Annotated in this window: 15 protein-coding genes; 7 read left to right on the forward strand and 8 right to left on the reverse strand. The window is 56.3% G+C overall.

What is annotated here, in order from left to right; translation table 11 throughout:
- Nucleotides 1-208 precede the first annotated feature (208 nt).
- Nucleotides 209-2,362 (forward strand): FUSC family protein, encoded by a 2,154-nt coding sequence (locus ABD931_RS25625; RefSeq protein WP_345270881.1) that lies wholly within the window; start codon nt 209-211, stop codon nt 2,360-2,362.
- Between the two features lie 48 nt (nt 2,363-2,410).
- Here the strand turns inward: ABD931_RS25625 and ABD931_RS25630 are convergent, their stop codons facing one another.
- Together ABD931_RS25630 and ABD931_RS25635 are read right to left on the reverse strand one after the other, a co-directional pair.
- Nucleotides 2,411-3,247 carry an SGNH/GDSL hydrolase family protein gene (locus ABD931_RS25630; RefSeq protein WP_345270882.1) on the reverse strand — a complete coding sequence of 279 codons (837 nt, stop codon included), beginning with the start codon at nt 3,245-3,247 and terminating at the stop codon, nt 2,411-2,413.
- Nucleotides 3,248-3,279: 32 nt separating this feature from the next.
- On the reverse strand, nt 3,280-4,632 hold the full coding sequence (locus tag ABD931_RS25635) for a sensor histidine kinase (protein ID WP_345270883.1): 1,353 nt from the start codon (nt 4,630-4,632) through the stop codon (nt 3,280-3,282).
- A 139-nt stretch (nt 4,633-4,771) separates the two neighbouring features.
- Here ABD931_RS25635 and ABD931_RS25640 point away from each other — a divergent pair, with 139 nt between their 5' ends.
- Nucleotides 4,772-6,265, forward strand: coding sequence for an ATP-dependent DNA helicase (locus ABD931_RS25640; RefSeq protein ID WP_345270884.1), 1,494 nt, complete (start codon nt 4,772-4,774; stop codon nt 6,263-6,265).
- Nucleotides 6,266-6,272: 7 nt separating this feature from the next.
- On the opposite strand, the gene ABD931_RS25645 is transcribed toward ABD931_RS25640, so the two are convergent.
- Complete coding sequence (locus tag ABD931_RS25645; protein ID WP_345270885.1) at nt 6,273-7,430, reverse strand: acyltransferase family protein; 1,158 nt, start codon at nt 7,428-7,430, stop codon at nt 6,273-6,275.
- A gap of 142 nt (nt 7,431-7,572) precedes the next feature.
- Here ABD931_RS25645 and ABD931_RS25650 point away from each other — a divergent pair, with 142 nt between their 5' ends.
- Nucleotides 7,573-7,953 (forward strand): hypothetical protein, encoded by a 381-nt coding sequence (locus ABD931_RS25650; protein WP_345270886.1) that lies wholly within the window; start codon nt 7,573-7,575, stop codon nt 7,951-7,953.
- Nucleotides 7,954-7,958: 5 nt separating this feature from the next.
- On the opposite strand, the gene ABD931_RS25655 is transcribed toward ABD931_RS25650, so the two are convergent.
- From ABD931_RS25655 to pafA, 3 genes are all read right to left on the reverse strand, one after another.
- Nucleotides 7,959-9,116 carry an acyltransferase family protein gene (locus ABD931_RS25655; protein WP_345270887.1) on the reverse strand — a complete coding sequence of 386 codons (1,158 nt, stop codon included), beginning with the start codon at nt 9,114-9,116 and terminating at the stop codon, nt 7,959-7,961.
- 257 nt (nt 9,117-9,373) lie between these two features.
- Entirely contained in the window at nt 9,374-9,775 is a 402-nt protein-coding gene (locus ABD931_RS25660; RefSeq protein WP_345270888.1) for a methylglyoxal synthase, read from the reverse strand.
- An 8-nt stretch (nt 9,776-9,783) separates the two neighbouring features.
- Nucleotides 9,784-11,445 (reverse strand): alkaline phosphatase PafA, encoded by a 1,662-nt coding sequence (pafA, locus tag ABD931_RS25665; protein ID WP_345270889.1) that lies wholly within the window; start codon nt 11,443-11,445, stop codon nt 9,784-9,786.
- A 142-nt stretch (nt 11,446-11,587) separates the two neighbouring features.
- Between pafA and ABD931_RS25670 the strand changes: the two genes are divergently transcribed.
- The gene (locus ABD931_RS25670; protein WP_345270890.1) at nt 11,588-12,553 is read left to right on the forward strand and encodes a dihydrodipicolinate synthase family protein; all 966 of its coding nucleotides are present in this window, start codon (nt 11,588-11,590) and stop codon (nt 12,551-12,553) included.
- Nucleotides 12,554-12,584: 31 nt separating this feature from the next.
- A complete protein-coding gene (locus tag ABD931_RS25675; protein WP_345270975.1) occupies nt 12,585-14,105 on the forward strand; it encodes a sodium:solute symporter family protein in 1,521 nt (506 codons plus the stop codon).
- A gap of 62 nt (nt 14,106-14,167) precedes the next feature.
- Here ABD931_RS25675 and ABD931_RS25680 read toward each other — a convergent pair whose 3' ends face one another.
- Complete coding sequence (locus tag ABD931_RS25680) at nt 14,168-14,314, reverse strand: hypothetical protein (protein ID WP_345270891.1); 147 nt, start codon at nt 14,312-14,314, stop codon at nt 14,168-14,170.
- A gap of 156 nt (nt 14,315-14,470) precedes the next feature.
- Entirely contained in the window at nt 14,471-15,418 is a 948-nt protein-coding gene (locus tag ABD931_RS25685) for a 2-hydroxyacid dehydrogenase (RefSeq protein WP_345270892.1), read from the reverse strand.
- 57 nt (nt 15,419-15,475) lie between these two features.
- Here ABD931_RS25685 and pdxA point away from each other — a divergent pair, with 57 nt between their 5' ends.
- Together pdxA and ABD931_RS25695 are read left to right on the forward strand one after the other, a co-directional pair.
- Nucleotides 15,476-17,083, forward strand: a complete 1,608-nt coding sequence (pdxA, locus tag ABD931_RS25690; protein ID WP_345270893.1) for a 4-hydroxythreonine-4-phosphate dehydrogenase PdxA — start codon at nt 15,476-15,478, stop codon at nt 17,081-17,083.
- A gap of 108 nt (nt 17,084-17,191) precedes the next feature.
- Nucleotides 17,192-18,079 (forward strand): YicC/YloC family endoribonuclease, encoded by an 888-nt coding sequence (locus tag ABD931_RS25695; protein ID WP_345270894.1) that lies wholly within the window; start codon nt 17,192-17,194, stop codon nt 18,077-18,079.
- The last annotated feature ends 47 nt before the right edge of the window (nt 18,080-18,126 follow it).

The raw sequence follows: 18,126 nt of genomic DNA on the forward strand, positions 1-18,126 counted from the left end.
TTGGGAATTTCGGGTTTCGGATTACTAACGCGCGATATGCGGACTACTAACGCGCAAAATAAGGATTCTTTCTGGTAAAAGACGGCGGCTGCCGCGGGCTACTGACAATTTACCGGCCGAAGCCGCCGGCCGGTCGGAACCACAGCGACCGGTCGGCGGTTTATGTTAAGAGACTTCGCCGGTTGGCGGGGCCGACGTCTCTACCCGAATGAATAAATCGCTGCGGAGCATCCGGTACTTTCTCTTTAGTCAATACCTTTCGGATGGCCTGCGAACGACCCTGGCAATTCTGTTGCCGGCGCTGATTGTCGGGCAACTGCACACCCTTGATACCGGACTGATGCTGTCGCTGGGGGCGCTCTGCGTCAGCATCACCGACATGCCGGGGCCGTGGCAGCATAAGCGCAACGGCATGCTGGCCGGGGTGGTATTTGTAGGGCTGGTGGCCCTGATTACCGGCTTTGCCCGGCTGAATACCTATACCCTGGGCCTGGAGATTCTGCTGGGCAGCTTTTTCTTTTCCATGTTTGTGGTATACGGCAACCGGGCGGCTGCCGTGGGCTCGGCCGCGCTGCTGGCCCTGATCCTGATGATGGACCGACCGCTGCCACCGATGGACGTTTTGGGGCACAGCGCCCTGATTCTGGCGGGCGGCTTGTGGTATATGGCCATTGGGCTGCTGTTTTTTCGTATCCGGCCGTACCGGCTGGCGCAGCAGGCCCTGGGCGAGTGTGTCCACGAAATTGCCCGCTTCCTGGCGGTCAAAGCCCGGTTCTACGATAGCCGCACCAATCTCAAAGCCGATTATCAGCAGTTGGTGACCCAGCAGGTGGTGGTCAGCGAGAAGCAGGAGGTGGTGCGCGAAATTCTGTTCAAAAGCCGGCAGATTGTGGAGGAACCTACCACGATCGGGCGGATGCTGGTACTCATTTTTGTGGATACGGTAGACCTATACGAGCAGATTTCAGCTATGTATTACGACTATGCCTCGCTGCGGAAACGGTTCGGCCACACGGGGGTGCTGGATCAGATGGCCGAGCTGATTAATCACCTGGTGGTTGAGCTGGACGAACTCGGGTTAGCCATTCAGGCCAACCGGTCCCTGGCTCCTGCTACCGATGCTGACCATAGGCTGGACCAGTTGAAAACCCGGATCGACCAGGTAGGGGAAACCGGGACGGGCGAAAGCAATCTGGTGCTGAAAAAAATTCTGGTCAACCTCCGCAACCTCTACCGGCGCATCGGCGATATGCGGCAACTGCTCGCGGGCGGGGCCACCCACCCGCCCGACCGCTGGATCAGTGCCGATTACATCCGCTTTGTTTCTGCTCAGCGGATCGACATCCAGGAGTTGCTGACAAACCTGAGTTTCGACTCGTCGGTGTTCCGGTATTCGCTCCGGATGGCCCTGGCCTGCCTGACGGGCTTTGTGGTTATCAGGCTGCTCGCCTACGGACAGCATAGCTACTGGGTACTGCTGACGATCACGGCCATTCTGAAACCAGCCTTCAGCCTCACCCGGCAGCGAAATTACGAGCGCATCGTGGGTACCCTGGCCGGCGGGGTAATTGGCGCGGCCATCCTGCTGCTGGTGCAGAACCAGACCGTGAAGTTTATCTTTCTGCTGCTCTTTATGCTGGGGCTGTACAGCTTTCAGCGTAAAAACTACATTGTGATGGTGGTGTGCGTCACCCCCTTTGTGTTGATCCTGTTCAACTTCATGGGCCTGGGTTTTCTGGATATTGCCGAAGAGCGTGTGCTGGATACGCTGATCGGCTGCGGCATTGCGTTTTCGGCCGGCTACCTGATTTTTCCCAACTGGGAGTCGGACCAGCTGACCGGGCATATGGCCGCCGTGCTGAAGGCTAATCTCCATTACCTGTCGCAACTGGCGCAGACGCTGGCCGGCAAGGCCGTGCCGGTTGCCGATTACAAACTGGCCCGGAAAGAGGTATATGTGCGTTCGGCCAATCTGTCGGCGGCTTTTCAGCGAATGCTGTCGGAGCCCCGCAGCAAACAGCGCCACCAGAGCGAACTGCTCGAATTTGTGGTGTTGAACCATATTGTTTCGTCCAATATTGCCACTATTGCGTCGGAGCGCATTCACCAGCCGCACACGGCCCATTCCGCTGACGTTTTAAAGCCCGTGAAAAAAGCCATAGCCTTGCTGCACGGGGCGCTGATGCGGCTGGCCCCCGACACCGACCTGCCTTTACCCGACACGGCAGCGGAACCGGAGCGCCTGCCGGTAGCTACCCGGCCGGAAGACGACCACCTGCTGACCGAACAGCTTACATACATACAGAACCTCAGTGCAGACATCCGCCGGGTAACCGAAACCATAGCCGGCGAAACTTCCTGAATTGAAGATCGTTCAAAGACGATTTTCGGCTTTGTTGCCGGCTTTGGTTCAGTATTTCCGGAGCAGCCTGATTAGTTTCCGGCTAATCACGTCATAGCCTGCGTCGGAGGGATGCAGGCCGTCGTAGGTTTGGTCCACCGCATCAGCGGGATAAGGGTACTCATCCGTTTCCGGATTGAAGGGAATGGTCGTGTACGCCGGATACCGATAGTTCTGGTACATTCCGGTCTGGGGGTTTTTCAGCCGTTTGTATTTAATCAGCTTGTCGAGCCGCAGTGCCCGCGTGTGATATAGGTCTACCACGGGGATCTTCTCCAGGCGACCGATGGAGTCAATGGCATTGGCAAAGGCTTCGAGCGACTGGCCGTTTTTGGGCTGGTAGGAGCCGAACGCGTTGTTTTTGAAATTGAACAGGTACACAAAATCGGCACGCTGCATGGGCGTGATCAAGACGATACGGGCCTGCGGATTCAGGCTGCGGAGTTTGTTGATGATGATGCGAAAGGACCCGTAAACGGTGCTGTTTCCCGCGTTGGCCTGATAATCGGCGAGCCGGCCCAGCGGGCGCCCCGCCCACCAGTCGTTGGTCCCCAGAAAGATGGTGTACATATCTGCCTGATTGAGGCCGAGCTGATCGATAGACTGGGCAATGCGGCCGGCGGTCCAGCCATTATGCCCCTGGTTGGTGTACCGGATATGCGGCAGCTTCTCAACCACCCGAGTCATGTACCCTTTGGTTATGCGGTTCTTTGTTTCGTCGGGATGCTCATTCAGGTACGTGATCGAGTCGCCGATAGCCACCCAGGTGCGGGGTTTTGGCGCAAACGCACCGAGTATGCCCAGCAGGGCGACCAGTACGAATAGCAGAGTGCGTTGGTTGTTCATCTGACAGGTAAAAGAAAAGGGGAGGCAGGTAATTACCCGGTTCTGGAAAGTTTTTTGGCGATCAGCGGCACCACCACCCGAAACGTATCGCTGGTCTCCTCAATCTCAATGGCAGGCTGGTTGAGCAGCTTATATTTTTCGGTAATGTTCAGCAGCCCTTTTCGGGTCGAGTTGAGCCTGCTGTTCGGCTTGCGCTGCAGGTTGTTGCTCACGATGAGCGAATCAGCCTGATCGGTGGCAATGCGGATGTGCAGGGGCTGGTCGGCGGAGACAATATTGTGCTTCACCGCATTTTCGACCAGCAACTGGAGGGTTAGGGGTGGCAGCAGCCGCTCGCGGACGCTGTCGCCGATGGCAAGGTCGAGGTGGATACCCTGGCCGTAGCGGGTCTTCAGCAGGTGATAGTACGAGTTGATAAAGCTGATTTCCGTGCTGACCGTCGTCAGTTCCCGGTCGTTGGCCTGAAGCAGGTAACGGTACACGCTCGACATCTCATCCACAAACTGTTCGGCCTTATCGGGGTCATCGGTGATGAGCGACGACAGCGAGTTGAGACTGTTGAACAGAAAGTGCGGGCTGATCTGGGCCTGGAGCGCCCGCATCTGCATTTCGGTCATTTCCTGCTTCAGCTTTTGCACGGCCAGTTCGGCTTCCAGGTGTTCGCGCCGGCGCTGTTCGCGTTCGTGGGCCAGGGCCTGTTCCACCACCGCTTCTTTCACCGACGCCTGGCGGTGGCGGTAGGTCAGACCCAGCGAAAAGCACACCAGTTCCAGAATAATACCCAGTTGCAGGTAGGTGATGGGTGCCTGCCAGACGCTCAGTATGTTGTCTAAATCCTTGATGACCAGGGTTAACACCATCGCTATAACGCCACCTACCACCAGAAAAGCCGAGCCGGAAATAAAATAGCGGCTACCCGGTTCCGGCCGTCGATAAATGTTGATGATAATGTACACCGACAGTACCGCCAGGAGTGTCCGGACCACCGTATGCACTAGTTCGTGCATTGGGTGTTGCCAGTAATCCGTCAGGTAGCAAAAAACAACCTCGGTCAGCGCATAAGCCATCAGGCCGGCCTGCACGTATCGAAACAGGCGCAGGAGCCTGGGGTTATTTTCCCGGAGCCCCAGAAACGTATTCGCAAAATTGAAGTAGAAAAAGTACGCTACCATCGGGACGATGATGCGGGTATAATGCCAGGTCGGATAGTCCAGCCGGCTGATGAACCAGGGTGAGCGCAGGGAAAAGTACGCCAGCCAGGCCAGCATATAGGCCGTGTACAATCCGTAAATCCGCTCCCGGTACATGTACCACTGTACACTATTGTACAGCAGCATGGACAGAATCATGCCCAGGAAAATAAAGAGCCAGTCGTCGTAGTTCAACCGTATGTCGCGTTGGTGGGTAAACGGCAATGAAGGTACGAATAAACCGGAAGATTGAGCAATAGGGAGGCCGCTTTCGGGAATGGAATGCTCGGCCGGCCTGGTTGATAATCCGCCAATTCTTTCGTAATTTAGAGGTATGAATGATACCCAAACGGCGGCCCAGTTACTGGCTAAACGTTTCCCCCATAAACCTACAGCCGGGCAGCTTCAGTTTTTTGAGCAGATCGGTGTCTTTATCGCCCGCGAAGACTTTGAACACTACCGGGACTGCTTTCTGCTGCGAGGCTACGCGGGTACCGGTAAGACCACCCTCATCAGTACCCTCATCAAAGTGCTGCCCCGCTTCGGGTACAAGTCGGTGCTGCTGGCTCCCACCGGCCGGGCGGCTAAAGTGATGGCCAATTACGCCAAAAAGCCGGCGCAGACTATCCACCGGAAAATTTACCGGCAGGTGGCCGACCCCGCATCGGGTGGCCTCAGCTTTCAGCGGCAGCGCAACTACCACGAAGATACCCTCTTTATTGTGGATGAAGCTTCCATGATCTCCGACGAAGCCGAACACGGCTCGCAGGGCTTGCTCACCGACCTGATCGATTTTGTGTTCGAAAGCCCCGGCAACAAGCTGATGCTGGTGGGCGATACCGCTCAGTTGCCGCCGGTAGGCCGCGATATTAGCCCGGCGCTGGACAAAGGCTTTCTGGCCCGGAATTTCGACATGACCGTTTACGAGCAGGAGCTGACCGAAGTGATGCGGCAGGATGAAGAATCCGGTATTCTGCTGAACGCTACCAGCCTCCGGAGCCTGCTGGGGGATGAACCCGCCCCCCTGCCGGCGGACCTGCTGGGGTTCGATGCCCTGGTGGCCGAGCCCGCCCCCAGGCCGGCCGGTGCGCTGGCCATCCGGCTCGATACGAAGTCGTACCGCGATATTTATAAAATGCCCCTGACCCGGCTGGAAGACGGTATCCGCTACGCCTATGATAAATACGGCCGGGAGAACAGCGTGATTCTGTGCCGGTCCAACAAAATGGCGGTGCAGTATAACCAGTTTGTCCGCCGGATGATTAACCAGTGCGAAGAAGAGCTGGACGCGGGCGATATGCTGATGATTGCCCGGAACAACTACACCACCCTGGAAGAAGACTCGCCCGCCGGTTTTCTGGCCAACGGCGAGTTTGCCGAGGTGATGAAGATCCGGAAGAAAGAAGAAATGCACGGCTTTAACTTTGCGACCGTCACCCTCCGGCTGGTCGACTACGAGGAGCAGCCGGAATTTGAGGCCAAGATCATCCTGAATACGCTGCACTCGCCCACGCCCTCGCTGAACGCCGATGAACACCGGGCCTTGTACGAGAGCGTGATGAAGGACTATTTCTACATCAAGTCCAAAAAAGAACGGGCCGAAGCCATCCGGCGCGACCCCTACCTGAACGCCTTGCAGGTAAAGTTTGCCTATGCCCTCACCTGCCACAAAGCGCAGGGCGGGCAGTGGAGTGCCGTGTTTATCGACCAGGGCTTTCTGCCGGAAGGGCAGGTCAACAACGAGTTTGTGCGCTGGCTGTACACCGCCCTGACGCGGGCTACCGATGAGGTATACCTGATGAACTTCAGTCCGCAGTTTTTTGGCTAACCGTATCTTACACCCGCAGAAAGACTTTTTTCCGGTAAAGAAAATACAGGAACGCCCATTTTACGCCCAGAAACGCCAGCACACCTGCTACGGCTTTGGCCGGCTCGGAGGACAGGAAACCAATCAGGCCGTCGAAGAGATAATGCGCGGTATGCTCAAAATCAATTAACGAGCCGGCCATGTAAATCAGGATGGAATTCATGCCGATGACCGTGAAAAAGAGGGTCCAGTGTTTGATGTTCTTCACGTCGATTACCCAGTAAAACAAGGCCAGTAACAGCAGGCTGAGGCCACCCGTTACCAGCACAAATGAGCTGGTCCACAGGTTTTTGTTGAGCGGAAACACAAAGCTCCAGGCCCAGCCCACGAGCAGACAGGCCACGCCCGCCAGTACCAGCAGGATTGTTTTTCGCGCCTGCCCAACCGTCCGACCGTCGGTGCGCAGCAGCGTACCTGCAAAAATGCCGAGCAGGGCATTGCCGATAGCCGGTAGGGTAGACAACAGCCCTTCGGGATCATGAACGGTCTTATACAGATGGCCGGGAACGAGCAGCCGGTCTACGTACCCCGCGAGGCTGCATTCCATCGTCAGCACACCCGCCCCGCAGCCCGGCACCGGTATCAGCATGAGCATGGCCCAGTACCCCAGCAGCAGCCCCGCAAACCAGCTATACTGTGCCCGCCGGCCGGCATAGACGTAGATAAGCTGCGCACACATCCCCGCCAGACCGATCCGGCCCAGCACGCTGGGGAAGCGCATCTCGGCAAGGGGTGTGGTAAACAGGCCATTGTTGTAGATGATGCCCAGCAGCACCAGGATGAGCCCTCGCGTGATGATCTTCCGGGCCAGTTCGGCTTTGGGGGCTCCTTTTTCCAGCCGGCTGCCGATGGAGAAGGGCGTAGAGACCCCTGCCATGAACAGGAACAGCGGAAAGATAAGGTCGTAGGGGCTGAAGCCGTTCCAGGCGGGATGCTCAAACTGCTCCGCCATAAAGATGGCCCAGGCCCAGCCGGTGGTTTTGGCCAGCGCGTGAAAGATGTTGTCTCCGCCGATGATCCAGAACATATCAAAGCCGCGGAGGGTGTCGAGGGATAGGAGCCGCCGGACCGGAGCGGGTTGGGCCACGGCCGGTTCAGATGTTGTTACGGTAATGGGTTGGTGCATACTGCGTGTTACTGAATAGGTTAAGCGAACAGGGGTTGATAATACGAAAATTTTTGCAATTCGCGACCCGCAGAAAAGAGAAAGTAAGGGTTGAATATAGTTTACGACTATGATTTGTTAACAACGCTAAAACTAGTGATCCATGAGACGATTGGTGGTGGGCTTTTTTGATACAACAACGGAAGCACAAAACGCGGTAACCCGACTAACAAACAATGGCTTCGACGAGGCTGACGTCAATCAGCGCGACTGCCAGACTGATACGGATACGACCAATACGGAGGCTGCCGGCAACAGAGAACGCCCGGCCGCATCGGCTGATGATGCGGATCAGACCGATGGTATTCTGGGCTTCTTCCGGTCGCTGCTGGGCAGTAACGATGACGACTACTATAAACAGTATGCCGACCTGGCCAGCCGGTGTTCTGTGGTGGCCGTGCATATAGACTCTGTCGAGGAAAGCATGCTGGCCGTCGAGATTCTGGAAGACTGCGGGGCCGTGGAAGTAGATCCTAAAGGGTGAATAGCTCAGACCCGCAGGAAAACCTTTTTCCGATACAGAAAATACAGGAACACCCACTTTACAGCCAGCAGCGCCAGTACCCCGGCCAGCCCTTTGGCGGTATCGGACGACAGAAAGCCGATCAGCCCGCCGAAGATGTACTGGGCGGTGTGGTTGAAATCGATGAACTTGCCGGCCAGGTAGATCAGCACGGAGTTCATGCCGATGACCGTAAAGAGGATGGTCCACTTCCGGATACCCTTCACGTCGATCACCCAGTAAAACAGGGCCAGCAGCAGCAGGCTCAGGCCACCGGTAACCAGCACGTACGAACTGGTCCACAGGTTTTTGTTGACCGGAAAGGCGAAGTTCCAGGCCCAGCCCAGCAGCAGCAGCGTCAGCCCCGCGATCACCAGCATACCGGTTTTGCGGGGCTGACTTATTGTCCGGCCGTCGGTGCGCAGCAGGTTACCCGCAAAAATGCCGAGCAGCGCGTTGGAAATGGCCGGCAGGGTCGACAAAATACCCAGCGGATCGTGAATGCCGCGTAATAGCCGACCGGGTAGGAGGGTGCGATCCAGGTAACTGGCCAGATTGCACTCTGTGGTAATGATGCCCGCTCCGCAGCCGGGCACGGGTACCAGCATCATTAAGGCCCAATAACCCAGCAGCAATCCGGCGAACCAGCCGTACTGCGCCCGCCGGCCGGCATACACATAGATGAGTTGCGCAAACATGCCCGCCAGGCCAATGCGGCCCAGCACGCTGGGGTACCGGATATCGTCGAGCGTCCGGGTGAACAGCCCGTTGTTGTAGATGATACCGAGCAGCACCAGAATAAGGCCACGGGTAATGATCTTTTGGGCCAGAGCGGCTTTTGGCGTCCCTTTCTCCAGGCGGCTGCCGATGGAAAAAGGGGTAGATACACCCGCCATGAAGAGGAAGAGCGGGAAGATGAGATCGTAAAACGTAAAGCCGTTCCAGTCGGGGTGGACAAACTGCCCGGCTATCAGCACTGCCCAGGCCCAGCCGGTAGTTTTGGCCAGCACGTGGAAAATATCTTCTCCGCCGATGATCCAGAACATATCGAAACCGCGGAGGGTATCCAGCGAGAGAAGCCGCCGGACCGGAGCGGGCTGAGCCACCGCCGGTTCAGGTGTTGTAACAGGAGCAGGTTGGTGCATATCGGGTTCAGGAAACAGGCTAGGGTTAGGCAGCCTTCGGGGCCAGGCAATTGGCTATAGCGCATACCCTTGAGATCCCGAAGCCGGCGAGCCCAAGTTACAAAAGATTTTCTGGAAACTCCGGCCCGGATAATACGCTCGAACCTAAAGCAACCTATATTTTGCCAATACGGTTACGGTGGCAGCAAACAAATTAAAATCGGATGATAGTTTGCTTGCTTTTTGTCTTGCAGAAGCACTAACCCATGATTTTGACCTTAACCATCCATAACCGCCAATAGCCCCGTTAAAATCAGGTTCGCCGTTGCTTCATTACTGGCGGTGGGAATATTATACAGCACACCGACCCGAAGCAGCGCTTTTATGTCAGGATCATGTGGTTGGGCGGCCAGGGGGTCCCAAAAGAAGATAAGGACGTCAACCTGCCCTTCGGCAATAAGCGCACCGATTTGGAGATCGCCCCCTAACGGACCACTCAGGAGTTTATGCACCGGAGTTTGCAGGGCCTCCTCTACCAATCGACCGGTAGTACCCGTGGCTAATAGTTCATGCCGCAGGAGGGTGTCTCGATGTTCGGTTACCCAGTTAACCAGCTCATCTTTGCGCGCATCATGCGCAATCAGGGCAATACGTTTGCGATGTCCAGTTTCTATGTCCATGTCGGTTTCTACTTCTTCAGCGCTTCCTGCACCGGATTGCCCACGCTGCCGCTTGGCGGCAGTATGTGGAGCAGGGCGGAGATAGTCGGGGCAATGTCGGAGATATAGGTACGTCGCAGTGTTTCGCCTTTGTTGACGCCCCAGCCGTAGAGCAGGAACGGTACGTGCGTATCGTAGTTGTACGGTGAACCATGGGTAGTGCCGGTACCGCTGCCGGAAATCCAGCCCGACTGGGTGACGATCTGAATATCCCCACTGCGTTTGGCATTGCGGTTATTCCTGTACAGTTCCAGTTGGTACGAGTTCAGATTGGCCGTGCCTAAGCTCCTCAGGTCGATTACATCGGCAATCCCTGGCAGCGGTAGCAGGGCTTCCCGAACCACCTCGTACACCGCATCGACCGAAAGCTTTTTGTCTCGCAGCACCTGATGGTTGAGGTAAAGCTGGTAGTTGCTGGTCGACCGGATGTATTCACCGGGTCCGAAGGCTGCTTCCAGTTTGTTTTTTAATGCACTGCGGAGTTCGGTGCTGTTGATTATGCCGGCCGGCAGGTTGTGTTGTTTCCAGAAGCCCGGAATGTCCATTACGCCATGGTCGGCCGTTAAGAAAACAGTATAGTTGTTTTTGCCGACCCAGCTGTCAAGGAAGTTCAGCAGCTCGGCAAAATCCAGGTCAAGGCGCAGGAAAATATCCTGCTGCTCAATGGAGTTTGGCCCGAGCGAGTGACCGACGCCATCGGGTGTCGAGAAGCTTACCGCCAGGAAGTCCGTGAAACTGCCTTTGCCCAGGTTTTCGCCTTTGATGGCGGCAATGGCCATGTCTTTGGTCATGGTGTTACCGCCGGGTGTGCCGGTGACTACCCCAAAGGCATTGCCGGCGGTACCAGCCAGTTCGTAGGGGAAGACCGGCCGGGCCGCTCCGCCGATGCGGGCTTCGTACGGCTGGTCGTCGGGCGTACTTTCGGTGTACTCGTCGATGGGGCGCAGGGTGTTCCAGCCATTTTTCGTGTACTCGGCATAGAGTTTTCGGGTGTTGATGTCTTTTACCCATTGGGGCAGCTCCGTCCGGTAGTAGGTGCTGGTGATCCAGTTGCCTGTTTTGGAATCGTACCAGTACGCACCCGTGGCCGCATGACCGGCCGGCAGAATAGAGCCCCGGTCTTTGATGGAGATACCGATGGTTTTGGACCGGAAGTTGGAGGCAATGCGGAGCTGATCGGTAACGGTGCTGGTCAGCATGTTTCTGGGCGACATTTTACCCGCCGGCGCATTGCTGCTGCCGACCGTTTGCACGGTGCTGTCCTCGGCGCAGTACATGATCCGGCCGGCCATGGGGTCAAACCAGTCGTTGCCGATAATGCCGTTGATGGCCGGAATGGAACCCGTATACACGGCCGCATGACCGGGTCCGGTAACCGTCAGCGCGTAAGGGTAGTGGTGATTGCGGCAGTTGAAGCCGCCGGTCAACATGCGCTTGAACCCGCTTTCGCTATATTTGTCGTAGTAGCGATAGAAGTAGTCGTACCGCATCTGATCGACCACAATGCCGACCACCAGTTTAGGCTGGGGTAAGGTAGTGGAGGAAGCTGCCGGAGCGGATTTTCGGGCTGATTGAGCCGTAGCGGTTAAGGCAACAAAAAGCGTTACGGCGAGTATGGACAGTTTTTTCATGAGGGTAGCATTACGAACGCAAAAGACGGTGATGCGTCTATCATACTGAAGTTTTGACGGATGAGGCTACCCGCAGCGAATTATTCGCAGCCGGTAAAGGTCTGATTCAATCGGGAAAGAGGATACTTAAAAAAGAAAAATTATGGCTGAGAAACTGCCGGACGGGCTTTGGCCGGTAATGATTACGCCCTTGACGCCGGGTAATACCGTAGATGTAGCGGGGCTGGAACGGCTGACGGAGTTCTACCTGGATGCCGGTAGCAGCGGGCTGTTTGCCAACTGCCTGTCGAGTGAGATGTTTCAGTTGACGGAGGAGGAGCGGCTGCTGATTACGCAGACAGTGGTAAAGACCGGCCGGGGGCATGTCCCGGTGGTGGCGACCGGCTCGTTTAGCCAGGACGTGACGGCCGTGGCGGAATCTATCAAAAAGATCTACGATACCGGCGTGCAGGCAGTGGTGCTGGTAACCAATATGCTGGCGCAGCCGGACGAGAGCGAAGAGGTGCTGAAAAGCCGTCTGGAGCAGATTATGGCACAGACGGGCGATATACCGCTGGGCGTTTACGAATGCCCGGTGCCATACAAGCGGCTGCTGAGTCCGGCACTGCTGGAGTGGCTGGCGGCATCGGGCCGTTTTCTGTACCACAAAGACACCAGTTGTCATTCTGGTTTGCTGGCGCGGAAATGCGCGGCCGTGCACGGCAGTCTGCTGAATCTGTACAATGCCGATACCGCCACGGCCCTCGATTCGCTGGATGCCGGGGCCAGTGGCCTGTCTCCGATTTCGGCTAATTTTTATCCGGAGTTGTACAGCTACCTGCTGACCCAATACCGGCAAAAGGGTAGGACCGAAGCGCTGAACCGGCTGCACGCGTTTCTGACCATGATGGACCGCGTGACGCATAGCTTCTACCCCTATGCCGCCAAGCTGTTTCTGCAACAGCGCGGGCTGAAGATCGAAACCGTTACCCGTATTCCCACGGAGACCTTAAGCAATGTGGACCATATCCGGCTTAACGCGCTTAAGGACTCTTTCCAGGCCCTGGCCGAGATGTATTCCGTTCCGCTGGCACTGCATACCGAACAAACCCCGGCCCCCGTCCATTAACCGTTTCTCCTGTCTCCTAACCTAACCCCTTATTCCCTTGCAACCCATAGACCTGATCGTTTTTCTTCTGTACATGGGCGGTGTGACCCTGCTGGGTAGCTCGTTTTATAAGACAAATACGTCATCAGAAGCTTTCACGCTTGGTAACCACAGCTTTCCGGCCTGGGTGGTTACCATGTCGATCTTTGCCACTTTTGTCAGTAGTATCAGCTTTCTGGCCTTGCCCGGCAATGCGTACCTGACCAACTGGAACGCCTTTGTCTTCAGCCTGTCGCTGCCCATTGCTTCGTTTGTGGCCGTTACCTTCTTTGTGCCCCTGTACCGGAAGATCAACAGCCCCTCGGCCTACACCTACCTGGAAATGCGGTTTGGGCTCTGGGCCAGGGTCTATGTGTCGGCCTGTTACCTGCTGACGCAGGTGATGCGGGTGGGGACCATTCTGTACCTGCTGGCCTTGCCGCTCAACGCTATGTTCGGCTGGGACATCGTGACCATCATTGCCGTGACGGGCCTTACCGTGATGGCGTATTCGTTGCTGGGCGGGATTCAGGCGGTGATGTGGACGGATGCCATTCAGGGCATCGTGCTCATTTCAGGAGCCATCCTCTGCCTGCTGTACATCTGGTTTTCTATGCCGGAGGGGCCGGGACAGGTGTTTGCCATCGCCCAGGAAAACAACAAGTTCAGCCTGGGCAGCTTTGGCCTGAGTCTGTCGGAGCCCACGTTTTGGGTGGTGCTGATCTACGGCATCTTTATCAACCTGCAAAACTTTGGCATCGACCAGAACTACGTGCAGCGGTACATGGCCTCCAAATCAGACCGGGAGGCCAAACGATCGGCGTTTCAGGGCGGCTTGCTGTACCTGCCGGTATCCCTGCTGTTCTTCCTGATCGGCACCTCCCTGTTCGCCTACTATACGGCTTTCCCGGCAGAATTGCCGACTGCCTTGCGCGAAGCCGGCATGAGTGACCGGGTCTTTCCGTATTTCATCGTCTACAAACTCCCCGCCGGTCTCACCGGTCTGCTGATTGCCTCCATCTTTGCCGCCGGCATGAGTACCGTGTCCACCAGCATCAACAGTTCCTCCACCGTGATTCTGATCGACTATTACCAGCGGTTTCGCAGGAAGGCCGTCTCAGAAAAAGACTCCATGCGGGTGCTGTACGGCGCATCGCTGGTTATCAGTATTCTGGGTATCCTGATCGGTATTGCTATGATCAATGTGAAGAGCGCTTTGGATGCGTGGTGGAAGCTGGCGTCGGTGTTCAGCGGGGGGATGCTGGGAATATTTCTGCTGGGCGCTTTTGTCGAGAAGATCAACGTACGGGGCGCAATAATCGGGGTTGTGCTGGGTCTGCTGCTTATTCTGTGGATGAGTATATCGCCCCTGGTCTGGACGGAGGGAGCCGCTAAGGCCTGGGCCAGTCCGTTCCACAGCTACCTCACTATCGTCTTCGGCACGGTCACCATCTTCCTGACCGGCTTCCTGGCGACGCTGCTGGTTACAGGGAAGAGGGCACGCCGGTATGAGGCTGTCGGTGAAGGCAGGTAGCGGATCGTCATCACCGAAGCTGTCGCCCAAGCGGTGCGGTCCTGAGCAATTAGCGCTTTATGTCAGGCGTCAAAGCCATTGGCGAGCATGAGCTCCCAAACAGAGCACTCGTGGTTGTCGATAACGGTGAAGGGGAAGTCCCACCGGATGAATTCCCACTTTTGCAGGTTATCGGCCAAACGCGCTGGCCCCCATACTGATTTCGTCAATTGTTTTCCGGCCAAGCACCACGTCTCGCTAGCCTTTCCGGTAAATTGGGTGCCCATCGAACTCTTCATAAATCAGGATGCGCGGGATTGGCGTCGTTTCCATTGGCAGAAACAGCTTAGTCTCTTTGGTGAAAATACAGAAAACGAGCTAGTTATTTAGCGTGCCCAGCGCTCTTTCAATTGCCGCACCAGTACCTCATTGATTCGGACATAACTCTCGTGTGTCCAGCCGGCGATGTGGGGGGTCAGCACCACCCGATCCGACTGCCGGAGGTAATCGAAAGCTTCCTGCTGAGCGGGCGTTAGGTTTTTCAGCTTTTCGTTCTCCAGCACATCCAGACAGGCACCGAGGATTTTGCCGCTCTTCAGCCCGTTTACAACGGCCGACAGGGAGACAATCTCCCCGCGGGCGATGTTAATTAAGTAAAACGGTTTTCCAAACCGTTCTACCAAGTCATTATTCACTATCATCCTCGTCTCCTCCGTCAGCGGAATGTGCAGACTCAACACATCAGCCTGCGCCATAATTTCGTCCAACGTAGCTTCGGTGGCGTAGGCATCGCCGTAGTTGGTGCGGTATTTATCGTAGACCAGGACACGGCAGCCGAAGCCGCTGAGCCGTTGGGCGGTGGCCTGCCCGTTGTTGCCGTAACCCAGCAGACCAACCGTCCGGCCCATCAGCTCAATGCCCCGGTTGCCTTCTCGGTCCCAGATTCCCTGCCTTACCTCGCGGTCGGCTTTCAGGATGCTGGCGAACAGGGTCAGCAGCATCCCGACGGTATGCTCGGCTACGGCGTCGCGGTTGCCCTCGCCCGCGTGAACCACCTGGATGTTGCGTTTTTCAACGGCCTGTAAGTCAATGAGGTCCAGGCCGGCTCCGGCCCGACCGATAAAGCGAAGCCCGGGGGCCGATTGTAACAGATCGTCGTCTATGGTTGTTTTACTACGTATAATGAGTCCATCATAATCAGCCAGTTGCACGATAAGGTCCTGGCGATTGATGGTGGGGAGATAGGTATAGGCAAACCCGGCTTCGGTGAGCATGGCAAACAGAGACGGGTGCATTTCATCGGCAATCAGAATGCTGGGTCTATTCTGGGACATCCGTATGCTTTTTGTAACTTGCGACAGATTAAACGTGGGCGAAACTAACAAACTTTAATGGAACAGCGCCATCCTGAGAAACGAAACGACCGTAATACTGATCTGACATCCGACCAAAACCTGAAAGACCGACCCGAACGACAGGAGAGCGATAAGGCGGAGCAAGACCCCGGAGAGCGCAACGCTATTGATAGCAATCCTGGAGAACGCAAACCCGCCGAGCCAAATGCCGGGGAACGAGGCTCCAGAGAGCGCAATCGCGGAGAGCGTCAGCCGACAGAGCGAACGTCGGGAGAGCGCCAATCTGTAGAACGGGCATCCGGGGAACGAAATCCCGGGGAGCGAAATCCCGGGGAACGAAATCCCGGGGAACGAAACTCAGGTAATCGTCAGGGCAATGATCGAAACCAACGGGATAAAGACCGGAACGAGGGGGTAGCTGACCGGCATGAACCGGTCGATCGGGTTGCGCCAGACCGTATGGCAGGTGAAATCGCCAGAGAGGGGCGTCGGTCGGCCGATAACGGCTCATCCGAGCGGCAAGACCGCAGTGCCGGTGAGCGGGGTCCGGCCGACCGGGGTACGGCCGACCGGGGTACGGCCGACCGGGGTACGGCCGACCGGCTGGTGGTGGGTATTACGCTGGGCGATTACAACGGCATCGGGCCGGAGGTCATCCTGAAAGCGTTGCAGCACAACCGGATGCAGCGCATCTGTACGCCCGTTATTTACGGCTCTATGCGGATCCTAAACCGCTACCGGAACATCCTGAACCTGAAAGACTGGAACCTCAACGGCATCCAGAATATCAGTCAGGCCAGCCACAAACTGACCAATGTCATCACCTGCTGGAACGACCAGAACCACGAAATTCAGCCCGGCAAAGTCACCACCGAGGCTGGTCAGGCGGCTTTTGCCTGTCTCCAACGGGCCGTTGAGGACTTAAAGGCTGGTAAGCTCGACGCGCTGATTACAGCTCCCATCAACAAACAGAATATTCAATCGGAGGAGTTTACCTTTCCCGGCCATACCGAGTATCTGGCGCACGAATTTGGCGTTCAGGACAACCTTATGTTCATGGTGAGCGAAACCTTACGGGTGGGCGTTGTTACAGGACACATTCCCCTGGGGCGCGTTCGCTCAAGTGTTACGCGGGAGCGGATTGTGGAGAAGCTGAATTTAATGTATCAGTCGCTGAAACTAGACTTCGGCATTCAGAAACCTAAAATTGCCCTGTTGGGTCTGAACCCCCACGCGGGGGAAGAAGGCCTGCTGGGGCAGGAAGAAAACGAGATCATTAAACCGCTGATCAAGGACCTACGTGAGCAGGGACGACTGGTTTATGGACCATACCCGGCCGATGGTTTCTTCGGTACCCGCTCGTACCGCGATTTCGATGGAGTGCTGGCCATGTACCACGATCAGGGTCTGATTCCTTTCAAGGCTATTGCTTTTGACGAAGGGGTTAACTTTACGGCCGGCCTGCCCATTGTGCGTACCTCGCCCGACCACGGCACCGCCTACGATATTGCCGGCAAGAACCAGGCCGACGAGACTTCCATGATCCAGGCCCTGTACATGGCCTGCGATGTGGCTCGCCGGCGCAAGGAACATCAGGATCTGGAAGCGAATGCGCTGAACCCAAAACAAGTTGTGGAAAAATAGTTTGAGGTTTGAAGTCTGAACGGGGCCGCCCGGTGGTTGAAGTTAGCTCCGCCCAATTAACCTCAAACTACGAACTTCAGACTTCAGACTTCCTCCAAACCCAAAAAAATGCTCAAATCAATGACCGGCTTTGGCAGTGCGACTGTAGAAGCAAATGGCCTGACTGTTACGGCCGAGGTGAAAACCCTGAACTCAAAATTTCTGGATATTTTCTGCCGGATACCGAAGAGCTATTCCGACAAAGAAATCGAACTGCGCAATCTGATTACGCATCAGCTGGAGCGCGGCAAAGTGGAACTCAGCCTGAATCTTGTCCGCACGGGCGACATCCGCCCGGCGGTGATGATAAACCGCTCGCTGGTAGCGGCCTACATGCAGGACCTTCGCGAAACCGCCAACGGGATGCTGCTGACCGTACCCGATGCCGAACTGCTGAAACTGGCCCTCCAGCAACCCAACGCTTATCTGACCGAAGCCCCCGACCCGGAAGCCGGTGCTTCCGACTGGGAAGTTATCCTGGGGGCCGTGAAAGAGGCTATCCGGCGCTGCGACGCGTTCCGGCAGCAGGAGGGCGCTACGCTGGACAGCAAATTTAAGGAATACATCCAGGCCATTGCCGACCGGCTGCGGGCTGTGGAGGAACAGGATGTCCGGCGGATACCGGCCGTGCGCGAGCGCATGCAGGCCGCCGTGGTTGAACTGGTCGGCAATGAAGAGTTCGACCGCAACCGCTTTGAGCAGGAGCTGATCTACTATATGGAGAAGTTCGACATCTCCGAAGAAAAGGTCCGTCTGCGTACCCACCTCGACTACTTTATTGAAGTACTCACCAACGAGGATGCCAACGGCAAAAAGCTGAACTTCATCGCCCAGGAAATCGGCCGCGAAATCAACACCATCGGCTCCAAAGCCAACGACGCGCCCATCCAGAAACTCGTTGTCCAGATGAAAGATGAGCTGGAAAAGATCAAGGAGCAGACGATGAACGTTATCTAATTAAGAGTGAAGAGTTATGAGTTAAGAATTAGGCTGGCGCAAGCTAT

This window comes from Nibrella viscosa (genome assembly GCF_039541875.1).
Classification (GTDB): domain Bacteria; phylum Bacteroidota; class Bacteroidia; order Cytophagales; family Spirosomataceae; genus Nibrella; species Nibrella viscosa.

What these genes read in the sequence shown, in the direction of transcription:
- ABD931_RS25685 (WP_345270892.1), bottom strand. Translation starts at nt 15,418, where the DNA reads ATGTCCCAGAATAGACCCAGCATTCTGATTGCCGATGAAATGCACCCG.
- ABD931_RS25650 (WP_345270886.1), top strand. Translation starts at nt 7,573, where the DNA reads ATGAGACGATTGGTGGTGGGCTTTTTTGATACAACAACGGAAGCACAA.
- ABD931_RS25630 (WP_345270882.1), bottom strand. Translation starts at nt 3,247, where the DNA reads ATGAACAACCAACGCACTCTGCTATTCGTACTGGTCGCCCTGCTGGGC.
- ABD931_RS25670 (WP_345270890.1), top strand. Translation starts at nt 11,588, where the DNA reads ATGGCTGAGAAACTGCCGGACGGGCTTTGGCCGGTAATGATTACGCCC.
- pdxA (WP_345270893.1), top strand. Translation starts at nt 15,476, where the DNA reads ATGGAACAGCGCCATCCTGAGAAACGAAACGACCGTAATACTGATCTG.
- ABD931_RS25640 (WP_345270884.1), top strand. Translation starts at nt 4,772, where the DNA reads ATGAATGATACCCAAACGGCGGCCCAGTTACTGGCTAAACGTTTCCCC.
- ABD931_RS25625 (WP_345270881.1), top strand. Translation starts at nt 209, where the DNA reads ATGAATAAATCGCTGCGGAGCATCCGGTACTTTCTCTTTAGTCAATAC.
- ABD931_RS25645 (WP_345270885.1), bottom strand. Translation starts at nt 7,430, where the DNA reads ATGCACCAACCCATTACCGTAACAACATCTGAACCGGCCGTGGCCCAA.
- ABD931_RS25660 (WP_345270888.1), bottom strand. Translation starts at nt 9,775, where the DNA reads ATGGACATAGAAACTGGACATCGCAAACGTATTGCCCTGATTGCGCAT.
- ABD931_RS25655 (WP_345270887.1), bottom strand. Translation starts at nt 9,116, where the DNA reads ATGCACCAACCTGCTCCTGTTACAACACCTGAACCGGCGGTGGCTCAG.
- pafA (WP_345270889.1), bottom strand. Translation starts at nt 11,445, where the DNA reads ATGAAAAAACTGTCCATACTCGCCGTAACGCTTTTTGTTGCCTTAACC.
- ABD931_RS25695 (WP_345270894.1), top strand. Translation starts at nt 17,192, where the DNA reads ATGCTCAAATCAATGACCGGCTTTGGCAGTGCGACTGTAGAAGCAAAT.